The following is a 14063-nucleotide window of genomic DNA, read 5'->3' on the forward strand; positions in this document are numbered from 1 at the left end:
GGACGGGTCCCTCGGGCGGACCCCCACCTGGAAGGAAATCATGGACCGGCCGCTGCCAGGCAGTGCACACGAGGCGCTCGAGGCGTTCCTCGGGCATTGGACCGGCACCACGCGATGGGAGGCCACGCAGTGGGGGCCGGAGCGTGCTGCCGCCGTCGAACTGACGTTCGCCCGCGCCGCCGCCGGACTGGCCGTCACCCACAGCTACCGGCACACGGAAGCCGACGGCACCCGCTTTGAGGGCCACGGAGTGTTCACCACGGACCCGGACCGCCCCGACACCCTCTGGTACCACGTCAACAGCATGGGGCTGCCCCCGGAAGCGCCCGCGCGCGCGAGCTGGCAGGAGGGCACCCTCACCATGGAACGGCGCAGCGAGCGCGGCACATCGCGGCACACTTTCCGGGTCGACGACGGCGTGCTGACGCACACGGCCGGACTCCGGCTGGGTTCCGCGAACGAATTCACGCCGTTTATGACCACGGTCTGCCGGCGCGTGGCCCGGGACACCGCCGTCCCCGCCTGAGCCTGCCCGCTGACCGCCGGACGCTCGTTCACGTGATCCGAGGTGGCGCCGGATCCATGGGCTGCCACACGTCGCGCCCCAAAACGTTGCCATAACGTTGCAAAGCCGCCCTTGAAATCCGTTGACACCCTGTGAGGCACATCATAGATTTGCCGTAATCTGAATCACCTTTCAGGTTCAGCGCAGTTCCAGTCAACTCTCCTGCTCAGATCTCCTGCTCAGCTTCCGCGGGAGTTTCAACGAAAGGCATCCCGTGAAGGATACAAAGAAGTTCCTGATGGCCGCCGTTATGGCCACCGGGCTCGCCCTCAGCGCCTGTGCCCCCACTGCCGGCACCGCAGCGCCGGCCGAGTCGGGCAGCACCACGGCCGCCGAGCCGGTCGATGTCGGCATCATCTACTCCAAGACCGGACCGCTGGCGGCGTACGGCGCCACTTACTACGAGGGCCTGCAGGCGGGCATCGATCACGCGACCGGCGGGACCGGCGCCGTCAACGGGGCCAAGATCAACCTCACCTACGCCGACGACGGCGGGGATCCGGACAAGGCCGTGACGGCCGCCAAAGACATGATCGGCAAGGGCTACAAGATCATCGGCGGCACGGTCAGCTCCGGCATCGCGCTCAAGCTGGCGGAACAGGCCGCGCAGAACAAGGTCCTCTACATCTCCGGACCGGCCGCCACTGACGCGATCCAGGGCATCAACAAGTACACGTTCCGTTCGGGCCGCCAGAGCCTGCAGGACGTCGCCACCGCCGGTTCGTTCATCGACACCAACGGCAAGAAGGTCGCCGTCTTCGCGCAGGACAATGCCTTCGGCCAGGGCAACGTCGCCGCCGTCAAGGCGGTCCTCGGAGCCAAGGGCGCCACCGTGGAAGCCGTCCTGGTGCCGGACGGACAGGAGCTCACCCCCTTTGCCCGCCAGCTCATCGACGCGAAGCCGGACATGATCTTCGTGGCGTGGGCCGGGGCCACGTCCGGCACCATGTGGCAGACCCTGAGCCAGCAGGGCGCCTTTGACGCCGCCCCGGTCGTCACCGGGCTCGGCGACGCCGCCACCTTCGGCGCCTACGGTGTGGCGACCTCCAAGATCAGCTTCCTGAACCACTACTTCCCGGGCGCCGCGGGCAACGAGGTGGAGAAGAAGATGATCGCCGCGGTCGAGAAGGCCGGCAAGAAGGCGGACCTTTTCACCCCCGACGGCTTCGTGGCGGGCCAGATGATCGTCCAGGCCATCAAGGAAGGCGGCGCGGACCCCGACGCCATGGTCAAGGCGCTCGAGGGCTTCAGCTTCGACGGCCCGAAGGGCAAGGAAACCGTCCGCGCCTCGGACCACGCCCTGGTCCAGGACATGTACCAGGTCAAGCTCGTCCAGACGGGCGGCAGCTGGGCTCCCGAGCTCATCAAGGTGGTTGAGGGCGACACCGTCGCCCCGCCGGAAAAGAAGTAGCCCTGCGCGGCGCTGTGCCGGACAGGTCCACAAGACAGCCGCACAGCGCCGCGCACCACCCGCACGCTCCCAGCGAGAGACAAAGGATCCGAATGAATTCCCCAGCCCTGCCCGCCCTTGCGGTGGACGGCCTCGGTCTGCAGATCGGCGGCGCCCGCATCCTCCAGGAGGTGAGCTTCGCGGTCGGCACCGGCGAAATGATCGGCGTCATCGGCCCCAACGGTGCCGGCAAGACCACCTTGTTCAACCTGATTTCCGGCGTGATGCGGCCCACCACGGGCAGCATCACGCTGAACGGCAGGGAGATCACGTCCGCGCCGGTCCACCGCATTGCCAAGGCAGGGCTGGGACGGACCTTCCAGACATCCAACCTGTTTCCCCGGCTCAGCGTGCTGGAAAATGTCCGGCTCGCCGCCCAGGCGAAACTCGGCGGCAGCTTCAGCATCCTGCGCTTCCCCTCCGCCTCCGACGAGGCCACCCGGATTGCCCGCGGCACCATTGCGGAGGTCGGGCTCACCGGACAACTCACGACGGCGGCGGGGGACCTCTCCCACGGCGAGAAGCGCAAGGTGGAAATTGCCGTCCTGCTGGCGACCGATCCCGCCGTCGTCCTCCTCGACGAGCCCATGGCCGGGGTGGCGTCGGGGGACGTCCCGTCCCTCACCGCGATCATCCGGGGAATGCACCGGGACCGCGGCTGCACCGTGATGATGGTGGAGCACCACATGGACGTGGTCCTGGGCCTCGTGGACCGGGTGGCCGTGATGCACCACGGCAGCCTGCTCGCCCTGGACAGCCCGGAGGCCGTGATGTCGGACCCGACCGTACAGAGTGCCTACCTTGGAGAACCCGTATGACCGCCTCAGCGGACGCCCGACCCATCCTCAGGATTGAGGGCCTCAACGCCCATATCGCCGGACAGCAGGTCGTGGAGGACGTCTCCTTTACCGTCCCGGCCACCGGCATCACCGCGCTGCTGGGCCGCAACGGCGTCGGAAAGACCAGCACCATCAAGGCCATCATCGGCCTGATCGACCGCGCCGGAGCCGTGGAGCTCGGCGGCGTGCGGATCGAGAAGGAGCCGACGTTCAAGATCATCCGCAGCGGCGTGGGCTACGTCCCCGAGGACCGCGAAGTGTTCTCCAAGCTCACCGTGGCGGAAAACCTCCGGCTCGCCGAACGCGACGACGCACCCCGGCGCCAGCTCGTCGAGGAACTCTTCCCGGACTTGCTGGCCCGGTCCGCCCAGATGGCCGGGACCCTCTCCGGCGGCCAGCAGCAGATGGTCTCGCTGGCCCGCGCGCTGCTGAACACGAACAAGATCCTGCTCGTCGACGAACCGACCAAGGGCCTGGCCCCTAAAATCGTCGCCGAGGTCGCCGAGACCCTCGCCGAAGCAGCGAAGACCGTCCCCATCCTGTTGGTCGAGCAGAACCTGCACGTTGTGCGCCAGCTCGCCGAGGGCGCCGTCGTCCTCTCCGGCGGCCGGGTGGTCCACACCGGCAGCGCCCTGGAATTCCTCGACGACGCCGAGCTGACCCAGCGGCTGCTGGGTGTCTCCGCCGACGGCCCCGCCCGGGAAAACTCAGCCCGGGAAAACACATCCCGGGAAAGCCCCGCACGGGAAAACTCAGCTCAGGAACACCCCGCCCGGGCAAACTCAGGGAAAGGCGCCGCCCTGTGAGCACCGTCGTCCTCCTCCTTTTTACCGGCCTGGGCCTTGGCGCCCTGTACTTCCTCGTGGCCGCCGGACTGTCCCTGATCTACGGGCTGATGGGTGTGCTGAACTTCGCGCACGGCGCGTTCCTGACCCTCGGAGCCTTCGCCGGCTGGGAGGTCGCCCGCCGCGCCGGCTCGGACGACTGGGGGACGTTCCTGCTCTCCCTGCTGGTCGGAGCCGCGGCAGGGGCCGCCTTTGCCGCCTTCACCGAGTTCGTGCTGATCCGCCGGCTGTACCAGCGGCACATCGAGCAGCTCCTCATCACCCTGGGCCTCTCGCTCGCCGCGGTGGCCCTCTTCGACGGTATCTGGGGCACTGACCCGGTGTTCATCCAGGGACCCGCCTGGTTCAAGGACACCACCGAGATCCTAGGCGCCCGCGTTCCCAACGACCGGTTTGTCTGCATCATCGCCGCCGTTCTGGTGCTGCTCGCCATGGTCTTCTTCCTGAAGAACACCCGCTACGGGATGATCATCCGGGCGGGCGTCGAGAACCGCTCCATGGTGACGGCCCTCGGCATCGACGTCCGGAAGGCCTTCACCCTCGTCTTCACAATCGGCGGGGCCGCCGCGGGCCTCGGCGGGGTCCTGGCCTCGCACTACTTCGGCTACGTCTCGCCGATGCTGGGCGGTTCGCTGCTGATCTTCGCCTTCATCGTGACCGTGATCGGCGGACTGGGCTCGCTGACCGGCGCGGCCATTGCCGCCGTCGCGGTCGCCGTCCTGCAACAGTTCGCCAACTTCTACCTCGGCGGCACCGGCGACTTCGTCGTTGTGCTGGCCCTGGCGCTCGTGCTGCTGTTCCGTCCCTCCGGCCTGCTCGGGAGAACCTCATGACCACCGATACCGACGCCGCGGATACCAACGGCACCGCCGCCCCCGGCATGGGCAGCGCCAACAACACGGCCGCCAAGAGCACGTCCGGGAACCCCGCAGGGCCCCGCGGGACAGCGGCTGCCGCCGGCACCACGCCGCCGGGCCGGCCGCGCCTGACCCGCCGGGCGGTCACCGGCGCCGCCGCCGGGCTCGCCGGAATCGTGCTCCTGATCCTGCTGCCGCTGCTCAACCTGTCCCTGCCCGGGGTGCTGCCCGGACCCACCTACACCCCGGGCTCCCTGCAGCTGCTGGCCATGTGCATGCTGATGGCCGCCGCGGCCCTGACCTACCACCTGCTGCTCGGCGTCGCCGGCCTGCTCTCCTTCGGCCATGCCCTGTACTTCGGCGCCGGCGTCTACGGGCTGGCGATCATCCTGCAGAACCTGGACATCCCGCTGCTGCCCGCGATGGGCCTGACCCTGCTGGTCGTGATCGTGCTGGCCCACGTGGTGGGCAGCATCAGCCTCCGGGTCAGCGGCATCCCCTTCGCCATGGTGACGCTCGCGTTCGCCCAGGCCGGCTCGGTGATCGTGGGGCGCAACCCGGACGGCACCACCGGGGGAGACGAAGGCCTGACGCTGCGCACGGACAACCTGCCCGACTTCCTCGTCGGGGTGGTCAATACCCGCAACCTTTACTGGCTGGCCCTGGCGGTGCTCGTGGTCGTCTTCATCGTGGTCACCTGGGTGCAGTCCTCCCGTGCCGGCCACCTCGCCGCCGCGGTCCGCGAGAACGAACTCCGCGTCCGCGTCCTGGGCCTGCAGCCGTACCTCGTGAAGCTGCTGATCTTCGTGGTCTCCGCCGTCCTGGTCAGCATCATCGGCATGGTGTTCCTGCTCCTGCAGAGCGGGGCCGTCCCGCGGGCCATCTCCGCCGACCTGACCATCACCCTGCTCGTTATGGTGGTCCTGGGCGGTGTCGGCTCCCGCTGGGGCGCCGTGATCGGCGGCGTCTTCTACACCATCCTGGACCAGCGCCTCACGACCCTCGCGAACTCCGACGCGATCGATGCGCTGCCGGACATCCTGCGGATACCGTTGTCGGAACCCCTGTTCATCCTGGGCACCCTGTTCATCCTCGTGGTGCTCTTCCTGCCGGGCGGCCTGACGGGCGCCGCGCAGCGGCTCGCGCAGCGCCGCAACCGGCGGGTCCGGGCCACCGGAGATGACAGCACCGGGAACGACAGCACCGCGACGTCCCGCGAGATCCTGGAGGAATCGGCATGACACCCGCTGACGGACTGCACACGCTGGGCCGCTGGACCACCGACCGCAGCCTCGCCACCCCGCATCGGATCGCCGTCGACGACCGGGGCTGCACGCTGAGCTACGGCGAGCTGGAACGCCGGGCAGCCGGCCTCGCCGCCGGCCTGGCGGCTGCCGGCTACGTGACGGGGGACCGGATCGCGACCCTGACCGGCAACAGCTCGGACCACGTGGTGGTGTTCTTCGCCTGCGCCAAGGCGGGGCTGGTCCTCGTCCCGCTGTCCTGGCGGCTCTCGCCCCGGGAACTCGCCGCGCAGCTGGAGCTTGCCGACCCGCAGCTGCTGCTCGTGGAGGACGAGCTGGATTCCCTCGCCGCGGGCGCCTGCACGCTGCTGGCGCACCGGCCCCGGACCGCCGCGCTGGGCCCGGGCGGCATCGAAAAGTCCGTGCCCCCGCCGTCCCGGGTGCTGGCCGCCGCGGTGCCCGCTGCGGGCGCCGCAGGGGTGGACGCCCGCGGGCCAGACGTGCGCCGGCCCGAGGTGCGCCGGCCCGACGTGCACCGGCTCGAAGCGCCGCGGGAAGTGCGCGACGACGACCCCCTGCTGATGATCTTCACCTCCGGCACCGAGGGGGCCAGCAAAGCCGCCGTGCTGACCCACGCCAACTGCTTCTGGACCAACCTCTCGCTGTCCCGGACGTTGGACCTGGGCAGCACCGACGTAGTGCTGGCCGTGCTGCCGCAATTCCACGTCGGCGGCTGGAACATCCAGCCGCTGCTGGCCTGGTGGACCGGCGCCACCGTCGTGCTGGAACGCGGCTTCGAGCCCGGGCGGGTCCTGCAGCTGATCGCGGAGCGCCGGGTCACCATGCTGATGGGCGTCCCCACCCAGTACCTGATGCTCGCCGAACACCCCGATTTCGCCACCGCAGAACTCGGCAGCCTCCGCCACGCCGTGGTGGGCGGGGCGCCCATGCCGGCGCCCCTGCTGCGGATCTGGCACCGCAGGGGAGTGGCGTTGAGCCAGGGCTACGGGCTGACCGAGGCCTCGCCCAATGTGCTCTGCCTGGCCAACGAGGATGCCGCCCGGATGGTGGGGTACTCGGGCAAACCGTACCCGCATGTGGCCGTCGCGGTCGCCGACCCGGTGACCGGGGACATCCTGGACGGTGCCGCCTCCGGGGAACTGCTGGTGGGCGGCCCGGGGGTCTTCGCCGGCTACTTCCGCGACCCCGTCGCGACGGCCGCCGTCCTGGCCGGGGACTGGCTGCGCACCGGCGACCTGGTGGAGCGCGACGCCGACGGCTACATCAAAGTCGTGGACCGGCTCAAGGACATCTACATCTCCGGCGGCGAAAACGTCGCCCCCGCCGAGGTCGAGGCGGCGCTGCTGGCCCATCCGGCGGTGGCGCAGGCCGCCGTCGTCGGCGTGGAGGACGAGCGCTGGGGCGAAACCGGCGTGGCTTTTGTGGTGATCCGCCCCGGCATGGCCACGGATGAACAGGAACTCCTCGAGCACTGCGCGGCCCGTCTGGCGGGGTTCAAGGTTCCCGGACGGATCGAGACCGTCGGGGCGCTGCCGCGCACGGCGCTGAACAAGGTGCTGCGCGGCCGGTTGCGGCAGCAGCTGGACGGGCGCAGGCGAGCGGGACGACCCGACGGCAAGGACGCGGCCCTGCCCGCGGACGGGGGCCGGCGGTGAGCGCCGCGCCGCGCACCGCCCGTGGCACCCGTACCCGGGCCAAGCTGCTGCAGGCCGCCGAGACGGTGTTCGCCTCGGTGGGCTACCACGAGGCCTCCATCGTGAAAATCACCGAGGAGGCCGGCGTCGGCCTCGGCACCTTCTACCTGTACTTCGAAGGCAAGCAGGCCATTTTCGATGAGGTGGTCGAGGACCTGAACCGGCGGGTCCGTCACGCCATGGCGGAAGCCGCCCGCGCTGCCGGCACCCGGCTCGAGGCCGAACGTGCCGGGTTCCGGGCCTTCTTCAAGTTCACCGCGGAACACCCCGCGCTCTACCGGATCATCCGGCAGGCCGAGTTCGTCTCGCCCGGGGCCCTGCGGCTGCACTACACCCGGATCGTCAACGGCTACATCGAGGGGCTCAAAGCCGCGCAGCTCAGCGGGGAAGTCCGGGACATGGATCCCACCGTCGCGGCCTGGGCCCTGATGGGCATCGGCGAGCTGATCGGCATGCGCTGGGTGCTGTGGGATGAGGAAGGTGCCGTACCCGCTCAGGGTGCCCGGCCGGACGTCCCGGAGGAAGTCTTTGAGGAAATGATGCAGTTCATCGAACGCGCGCTCGCCCCGAGCCCGGGCGCCGGCCCCGCCCCGACCCTGGAAGGGAAAGCCCCATGAATAATCCAGCCAGCGCCTCCAGTTACCGGACCACCAAGATCCGGGTCCGTGGCGGCACCCTGCACACCGCCCTCTGGGGTCCCGAGGACCCGGCCGCGCCGACCATCCTCGCCGTGCACGGGGTAACGGCGTCGCACAAGGCCTGGCCGGCGCTGGCCGAGGCCCTGCCGGACGTCCGGATCATCGCTCCTGACCTGCGGGGCCGGGGCCGCAGCAACGCGCTGCCCGCGCCGTACGGCATGCCCTCGCACGCCGAGGACCTCGCTGCCGTGCTGGATGCGCTCAGCAGCGGGCCGGTGGTCGTGGTGGGCCATTCGATGGGCGCCTTCGCCTCCGTCGTGCTCGCGAACCTGTTCCCGGAGCGTGTGCGGTCCCTCGTGCTGGTCGACGGCGGACTGCCGCTGCAGGTGCCGGCCGAACTCAGCGACGAGCAGGTCATCGCCACCGTGCTGGGGCCGGCAGCCGAGCGGCTGAACGCCACGTTCCCCAGCCGGCAGGCCTACCGCAGCTACTGGAAGCAGCACCCGGCCTTCAGCGCGGACTGGGGTCCGCTGGTGGAGGAGTACGTCGACTACGACCTCACCGGCGAGGAACCCGCGCTCCGGCCGGCCACCCGGTACCAGGCGATGGCTGACGACACCGCCGAACTGCACCGCGGCCCCTCACTCCTGAAAGCCCTGGATGAGCTCGCGGTGGAGACGCTGGTGCTGCGGGCGCCCCGCGGCCTGCTGGACGAACCCGGCGGCTTGTACGGGCCCGGCTACCTGGACACCTGGGCGGAGAAACTGCCGGCCCTGATCGTCCGGGAGATTCCGGACGTCAACCACTACACGATCATCATGGGCGCTACCGGCGCTGCCGCCGTCGCGGACACCGTGCGGGAGGCGCTGGCGGTGGCGGAGTTGCCGCAATTCAGCGGCGGTCAGCCGCCCGCCGGTGTGTCAGGCGGCTGACTCCAGGATCCGGGTCTTCGGGGCGCCCCGGAGCGCGGGGGCCGCGGCGGAGGAATTCCAGACCTTCGCGTGAAGGTTCGCGAGGAGCGCCTCGGCCTGGTCCCGGCGCTCGAAATCGAGTTCGACCACCACGTAGTGCGGATCTTCCACCGGGCGGCTGATCCGGTGCGCGGTGACGCCCGACGCCGCACGATTCACCGGATCGCGGTCGAACGCTGACTTCCACAGGCCAAAATCCGTGATTTCGTGCTCTATCTGCAGGGTGTACATCGCACTCAGTCCTTCCGTTAACTGTGACCTGTCTGCTCCCGGCCGGGTCCCCGTCTGCAGGGATATTCCACGGTAGGCGCCGTCGGGCCGCGGGCGGTATCCCAGAAATCTGGTGGGGGGCATACTGAATTCATGACCACCAGCTGGGCGCTGAGCCGGAGTCTGGAACGCATCGGACAACTCTGCCGGGACGTGCTCGACGACAGGGGACTGCGTCGGGCGGTGCTGGCCGAGCTGGGCCGGATGGTGCCGTTCAGCGCCTTTGCCTGGCCGTTGTCGGATCCCGGATCGGCCACCGGCACCTCCCCGATGGCCCGTATTCCCTGTCCGGAAGAGCTGCCGGAGCTGATCCGGCTCAAGTATCTGACGCCCCAGTGCCGCTGGACGGCCCTGATGGGACAGCTCCGGCCGGCCACGACCCTGCTGATGGCCACCGGCGGCCGTCCGGAGCGCAGCCCGCTGTGGAACGGGCTGCTGGTCCGCTACGGGGTGACCGACGTGCTGTCCACGGTCTTCGCGGACAAACATGGCTGCTGGGGTTGGCTGGACCTGTGGCGGTCAGCGGAGGACGGCACCTTCTCGGAGCCGGAGACCGACTATCTCGCCACCGCGGCGCCGCTGCTGGCTGCCGGCCTCCGCCGGAGCCGGGCGGCACAGTGCCGGCGGGACGCGGAAGGGAGCGGCCCCGCGTGGCAGGCCGTGCGGAAGCCCCTGCCGCCGCAGGCGGTGCTGACCCTGGACGAGGGCCTGGCCGTCGTGGGACAGACGGCCTCGGCGAGCGACTGGCTGGGGCTGCTGCAGCGCGGGCCCCGGCCGTATGAGGGCATTCCGGCGGAGGTGCTCAATGTCGCCGCCCAGCTGCTGGCACGGGAAGCCGGGGTGGACTCCCACCCGGCCACGTCGCGTGTCCCCGTGGGCTTCGGCGCCTGGGCGCTGCTGCGTTCCACCCGGATGGACGCCGGCCGGCCGGCGGCATCCCCTCCGCTCGCGGTGACCATCCAGGAATGCCCGGCGGCGGACCGGCTGGAAGTGTTCGCCCGTTGCTTTGCCCTGACCCCGCAGCAGCACCGGCTCCTGGGCCTCGCCGCCGCCGGACTCAACACGGCGGAACTGGCAGCGTCCCTGCGGATCCGCCCCTACACCGTGCAGGACCAGTTCAAGCCCATCTTTGCCGCCTGCGGGGTCCGGAGCCGGGGGGCGTTGCTGGGCCTGGCTCTCGGCACCGCGGCGGTGCCGGCGGATGCCGGCGCGGCGCCCGGGGTATCGTGACCCGGCCTGTCGTGAACCGGACATGCCGTGACCGCCACCGTGGTGGAGGCTCCGGTTGCGAAGGGCCCGGTTGGCCGCGTCGCTAGCCGCCGGCGAACGGCGGCAGGACGTCGACGACGTCGTCCGGCCTCAGCGCCGCCGCACGGTTCCGCACCGCCACCTCGTTGAGCAGGAAGCTGCTCCGGGACAGCAGGCGCGCCAGCGGCGGTGTTCCGGCCGGGGGCTCCGGGCGCTCGACCGCGAGGATCTCCTCCAGCAGCGACGCCACGGTGGCTCCCGCAGGGAGCTCAAAGCGTTCCTCATCGACGCCGGCTGCAGCGCGCGCGGCAGCGAAATAACGTACGTTCACAGGTGGTTCAGCCTCCGATGGCGCTCATGCTGCGGTCCGGCTGGACGAAGTCCGGGGCGTCCAGTCCGACGTGGTCCATGCCGTGGGCCTTGGGCTTGATCCACATGGCGTCCTGCCAGCGCTCGGCGAGTTGTTCGTCGCTGGCGCCGTCGCGGAGCAGCCCCAGCAGGTCCACTTCCTCCCGGGAGAACAGGCAGCTCATGATCTTGCCCTCGGCCGTGATGCGGGTGCGGCGGCAATCGGAGCAGAACGGCTCGGTCACGGAGGCGATAATCCCCACGGTTCCCAGCACGGGTCCGGTGGCCTCGGCCGTGCCGGGCACGCGGGCCCGGACCTCGAAGCGTTCGGCCGGGGCGCCGTCGCGGTCCCGCGGATCGGAACTCAGCACGTAGTCGACCGAGAGTAGCCCGCGGATCTCCGCGGCGGTGATCATGTTCCGGCGGGTCCAGCCGTGGTCGGCGTCGAGCGGCATTTGCTCGATGAAGCGCAGTTCGTAGCCGCGGTCCAGGGCCCAGGCCAGCAGGGCGGGGGACTCGACGTCGTTGATGCCGCGCATCAGCACGGCGTTGAGTTTCACGGGGCCCAGCCCGGCGGCCCAGGCGGCGTCGACGCCGGCCAGGACCTTGTTGAGGAAGGGGCGGCGGGTCAGCTGGGTGAACGTTTCCTCGTGGAGCGAGTCCAGCGAGACGTTGATCCGGGACAACCCGGCGGCCTTGAGTCCGGCGGCCTTTTTGTCCAGCCCGACGGCATTGGTGGTCATGGAGATCGGAAGGTCAGGGTGGGCCTGGCGCAGCGCCGAAATGATGTCCAGCAGGTCGGCCCGGACCAGCGGTTCACCGCCGGTGAGCCGCAGTTCACGCACGCCCAGCATGTCGACGCCGATCCGGACGATCCGGACAATTTCCGCCGCGGACATCACCGCCTGCTTGGACAGCCACTCCAGGCCCTCGGCGGGCATGCAGTAGGTGCAGCGCAGATTGCATTTATCCGTCAGGGACAGCCGCATGTCCGTGGCACGGCGGCCGTAGCGGTCGACCAGGCCGGCTGGCATTCCGGCCGGGCGACCGGACGGCTGCGGGCCGGAGGTGCCCGCGCCGGAACTGTCCTCCGCGCGGGGCTGGGGCATACCAAGCTGAACACTCATAAAGTCAGGCTACGCCAACTCGGCGCCGGCATCACTCCTGTCGGGCCCGGGACTGCGTCGTGGGGGTTCCGCCGCGTTCCCGGTGCTTTCCCGATGCCGCCGGCCACGGATTGGTCATACGGGCCGGACGGCGCGAACCTATGCTGGAGGAGTGAACACCTCCCAGCACGGGCAGCCGGGCACCCTGTCGGGCTCCGGCCGGCAAACCCCTGTGCCGCGGATGACGGACCGGGACGCGACCGGCTGGGCGGCCGCCGCCGGCGTCGTGGCCGTCGGCACGGGGCTGGCCCTGGGGGAACTCGCGGCAGGACTGCTGAGTCCTTCGCTCTCCCCGGTGACCGCCGTCGGCGGCGCCGTGATCGATGTGGTCCCGCCGGGCGTGAAGGACTGGGCCATTTCGTTGTTCGGCACGGCGGACAAGGTCGCCCTGCTGGGCGGCATGGGGTTCCTCATCGCCGCGCTGGCTGCCCTGTCCGGGATCCTGGAGCTGCGGCGCCGCTTCACCGGGGTTGCCGTCATTGCCGTCTTCGGCGCGGTGGGACTGGCGGCCGTCCTGAGCCGGCCCGAACTGACCGGGGCCGCGGTCCCGGCCCCGCTGCTCGCAGCCGCGGTGGGCATGATCCTGCTGCCCTGGCTGATCCGCCGGCTGGAGGAGTGGCAGACCGACGCCGGACTGCCGTCCACGCGTGCCGGCCCGGATGGTGGCACTCTGGAAAGTACGGCACCAGCAAGCACCGCACCAGCAAGCACCGCACCAGAAAGTAATGCTGACGTGGGTTTTGCCCCGAAGGCGCAGCCGCCCACCCGCCGCCGTTTTCTGCAGGCGCTCGGCGGGACGGCCGCCGTCGCGGGGGCCGCCGGTGTGCTCGCCGCGACGTTCCGGGGAGCCGCCGCCGCCGTGAATGAAGTGCGCAGCAAACTCGCACTTCCGGTGCCCGTGTCGCCGGCCCCGCCGATCCCGGCCGGAGCCGAGGTCCGGCTGGACGGGGTGGGCCCGCTGGTGACCCCCAACAGGGACTTCTACCGGATCGACACCGCGCTGCGCGTCCCGGTGGTGGACCCGGGCCAGTGGACCCTGAAGGTCACCGGCCTCGTGGAGCGCGAGATCTCCCTGGACTTCGCCGCGCTGCTGGCCAAACCCCTGATCGAACGGCACGTCACCATAGCCTGCGTCTCCAACGAGGTAGGCGGAGACCTGATCGGCAACGCCCGCTGGCTCGGCTGGCCGGTCCGGGACCTGCTGGCCCTCGCCGGCCCGAAGGACGGCGCGGACATGGTCCTGTCCCGCAGCGCGGACGGCTGGACCGCCGGCACCCCGCTCGAGGTGCTGACGGACACCCGGGACGCGCTCCTGGCCGTCGGGATGAACGGCGAACCGCTCCCGCTGGAGCACGGCTTCCCGGTCCGGCTCATCGTGCCGGGCCTCTACGGCTACGTCTCGGCGACCAAGTGGGTCACCGAGCTCAAGGTGACGCGCTTCGCGGACGACGTCGGCTACTGGACGCCCCGCGGCTGGAGCGAGCGGGGACCGATCAAGACCTCCTCCCGGATCGACGTGCCCCGGGACGGCCGCCCCGTGAACGCCGGGACGGTCGCCTTCGGCGGCGTCGCCTGGGCCCAGCACACCGGGATCGGCCGGGTGGAGCTCCGGGTCAACCGCGGCGCCTGGCAGGAGGCCCGGCTGGCCCCAGGGATCTCCCGGGACACCTGGTACCAGTGGAAACTGGAGCTGCCGCTGACTCCCGGCCAGTACGAGGTCCAGGTCCGCGCCACGGACCTCGACGGCGCCGCGCAGGTGGAGGAACGCGCCCCGGTGGTGCCCAACGGGGCCACCGGCTTACACACGGTTAGAGTTGACGTGAAGTCCTAACCGGCCGGCCACCGCGCCGGGCCGGGGAGCCGGGCCGGCGAGCCACGCCAATGGCCCACGACGAGGGGTCACCAAC

General features: G+C 70.5%; 14 protein-coding genes. 11 read left to right on the forward strand and 3 right to left on the reverse strand.

Annotation, left to right across the window (positions count from 1 at the left end; all coding sequences use genetic code 11):
• Positions 1-40: 40 nt before the first annotated feature.
• The 9 genes from ACZYZ5_RS09780 to ACZYZ5_RS09820 all read left to right on the forward strand — a co-directional run bounded on the left by ACZYZ5_RS09780 (position 41) and on the right by ACZYZ5_RS09820 (position 9085).
• Positions 41-526 (forward strand): DUF1579 domain-containing protein, encoded by a 486-nt coding sequence (locus ACZYZ5_RS09780; protein ID WP_463901335.1) that lies wholly within the window; start codon positions 41-43, stop codon positions 524-526.
• A 253-nt stretch (positions 527-779) separates the two neighbouring features.
• Positions 780-1976: a substrate-binding domain-containing protein gene (locus ACZYZ5_RS09785; protein WP_463901337.1), complete on the forward strand. Its 1197-nt coding sequence runs from the start codon at positions 780-782 to the stop codon at positions 1974-1976.
• 92 nt (positions 1977-2068) lie between these two features.
• Complete coding sequence (locus tag ACZYZ5_RS09790) at positions 2069-2833, forward strand: ABC transporter ATP-binding protein (RefSeq protein ID WP_463901339.1); 765 nt, start codon at positions 2069-2071, stop codon at positions 2831-2833.
• Positions 2830-3660, forward strand: a complete 831-nt coding sequence (locus tag ACZYZ5_RS09795) for an ABC transporter ATP-binding protein (protein WP_463901340.1) — start codon at positions 2830-2832, stop codon at positions 3658-3660. Before ACZYZ5_RS09790 ends, ACZYZ5_RS09795 begins: the two co-directional genes overlap by 4 nt.
• Positions 3657-4532, forward strand: a complete 876-nt coding sequence (locus ACZYZ5_RS09800; protein WP_463901342.1) for a branched-chain amino acid ABC transporter permease — start codon at positions 3657-3659, stop codon at positions 4530-4532. The genes ACZYZ5_RS09795 and ACZYZ5_RS09800 overlap by 4 nt, the downstream gene beginning before the upstream one ends.
• Positions 4529-5797, forward strand: a complete 1269-nt coding sequence (locus ACZYZ5_RS09805) for a branched-chain amino acid ABC transporter permease (protein ID WP_463901344.1) — start codon at positions 4529-4531, stop codon at positions 5795-5797. The genes ACZYZ5_RS09800 and ACZYZ5_RS09805 overlap by 4 nt, the downstream gene beginning before the upstream one ends.
• Positions 5794-7476: a class I adenylate-forming enzyme family protein gene (locus ACZYZ5_RS09810; protein WP_463901346.1), complete on the forward strand. Its 1683-nt coding sequence runs from the start codon at positions 5794-5796 to the stop codon at positions 7474-7476. The genes ACZYZ5_RS09805 and ACZYZ5_RS09810 overlap by 4 nt, the downstream gene beginning before the upstream one ends.
• Positions 7473-8132, forward strand: coding sequence for a TetR/AcrR family transcriptional regulator (locus ACZYZ5_RS09815; RefSeq protein ID WP_463901348.1), 660 nt, complete (start codon positions 7473-7475; stop codon positions 8130-8132). The genes ACZYZ5_RS09810 and ACZYZ5_RS09815 overlap by 4 nt, the downstream gene beginning before the upstream one ends.
• Positions 8129-9085, forward strand: coding sequence for an alpha/beta hydrolase (locus ACZYZ5_RS09820; RefSeq protein WP_463901350.1), 957 nt, complete (start codon positions 8129-8131; stop codon positions 9083-9085). Before ACZYZ5_RS09815 ends, ACZYZ5_RS09820 begins: the two co-directional genes overlap by 4 nt.
• Here ACZYZ5_RS09820 and ACZYZ5_RS09825 read toward each other — a convergent pair.
• Positions 9074-9355, reverse strand: a complete 282-nt coding sequence (locus tag ACZYZ5_RS09825) for a hypothetical protein (protein WP_463901352.1) — start codon at positions 9353-9355, stop codon at positions 9074-9076. The genes ACZYZ5_RS09820 and ACZYZ5_RS09825 overlap by 12 nt on opposite strands.
• 132 nt (positions 9356-9487) lie before the next feature.
• Here ACZYZ5_RS09825 and ACZYZ5_RS09830 point away from each other — a divergent pair, with 132 nt between their 5' ends.
• The gene (locus ACZYZ5_RS09830) at positions 9488-10624 is read left to right on the forward strand and encodes a helix-turn-helix transcriptional regulator (RefSeq protein ID WP_463901353.1); all 1137 of its coding nucleotides are present in this window, start codon (positions 9488-9490) and stop codon (positions 10622-10624) included.
• Positions 10625-10706: 82 nt separating this feature from the next.
• Here ACZYZ5_RS09830 and ACZYZ5_RS09835 read toward each other — a convergent pair whose 3' ends face one another.
• Together ACZYZ5_RS09835 and moaA are read right to left on the reverse strand one after the other, a co-directional pair.
• Entirely contained in the window at positions 10707-10973 is a 267-nt protein-coding gene (locus tag ACZYZ5_RS09835) for a MoaD/ThiS family protein (protein ID WP_463901354.1), read from the reverse strand.
• Positions 10974-10980: 7 nt separating this feature from the next.
• Positions 10981-12117, reverse strand: a complete 1137-nt coding sequence (moaA, locus tag ACZYZ5_RS09840; RefSeq protein ID WP_463901356.1) for a GTP 3',8-cyclase MoaA — start codon at positions 12115-12117, stop codon at positions 10981-10983.
• A 220-nt stretch (positions 12118-12337) separates the two neighbouring features.
• Here moaA and ACZYZ5_RS09845 point away from each other — a divergent pair, with 220 nt between their 5' ends.
• Positions 12338-13987: a molybdopterin-dependent oxidoreductase gene (locus ACZYZ5_RS09845; RefSeq protein WP_463901485.1), complete on the forward strand. Its 1650-nt coding sequence runs from the start codon at positions 12338-12340 to the stop codon at positions 13985-13987.
• Positions 13988-14063: the final 76 nt, after the last annotated feature.

The organism is Pseudarthrobacter ribosi, assembly GCF_055412865.1.

Excerpts from the sequence above, each read along its gene's own strand:
- ACZYZ5_RS09780 (WP_463901335.1), top strand. The coding sequence starts at position 41 with ATGGACCGGCCGCTGCCAGGCAGTGCACACGAGGCGCTCGAGGCGTTC.
- ACZYZ5_RS09790 (WP_463901339.1), top strand. The coding sequence starts at position 2,069 with ATGAATTCCCCAGCCCTGCCCGCCCTTGCGGTGGACGGCCTCGGTCTG.
- ACZYZ5_RS09795 (WP_463901340.1), top strand. The coding sequence starts at position 2,830 with ATGACCGCCTCAGCGGACGCCCGACCCATCCTCAGGATTGAGGGCCTC.
- ACZYZ5_RS09805 (WP_463901344.1), top strand. The coding sequence starts at position 4,529 with ATGACCACCGATACCGACGCCGCGGATACCAACGGCACCGCCGCCCCC.
- ACZYZ5_RS09810 (WP_463901346.1), top strand. The coding sequence starts at position 5,794 with ATGACACCCGCTGACGGACTGCACACGCTGGGCCGCTGGACCACCGAC.
- ACZYZ5_RS09820 (WP_463901350.1), top strand. The coding sequence starts at position 8,129 with ATGAATAATCCAGCCAGCGCCTCCAGTTACCGGACCACCAAGATCCGG.
- ACZYZ5_RS09825 (WP_463901352.1), bottom strand. The coding sequence starts at position 9,355 with ATGTACACCCTGCAGATAGAGCACGAAATCACGGATTTTGGCCTGTGG.
- ACZYZ5_RS09830 (WP_463901353.1), top strand. The coding sequence starts at position 9,488 with ATGACCACCAGCTGGGCGCTGAGCCGGAGTCTGGAACGCATCGGACAA.
- moaA (WP_463901356.1), bottom strand. The coding sequence starts at position 12,117 with ATGAGTGTTCAGCTTGGTATGCCCCAGCCCCGCGCGGAGGACAGTTCC.
- ACZYZ5_RS09845 (WP_463901485.1), top strand. The coding sequence starts at position 12,338 with ATGACGGACCGGGACGCGACCGGCTGGGCGGCCGCCGCCGGCGTCGTG.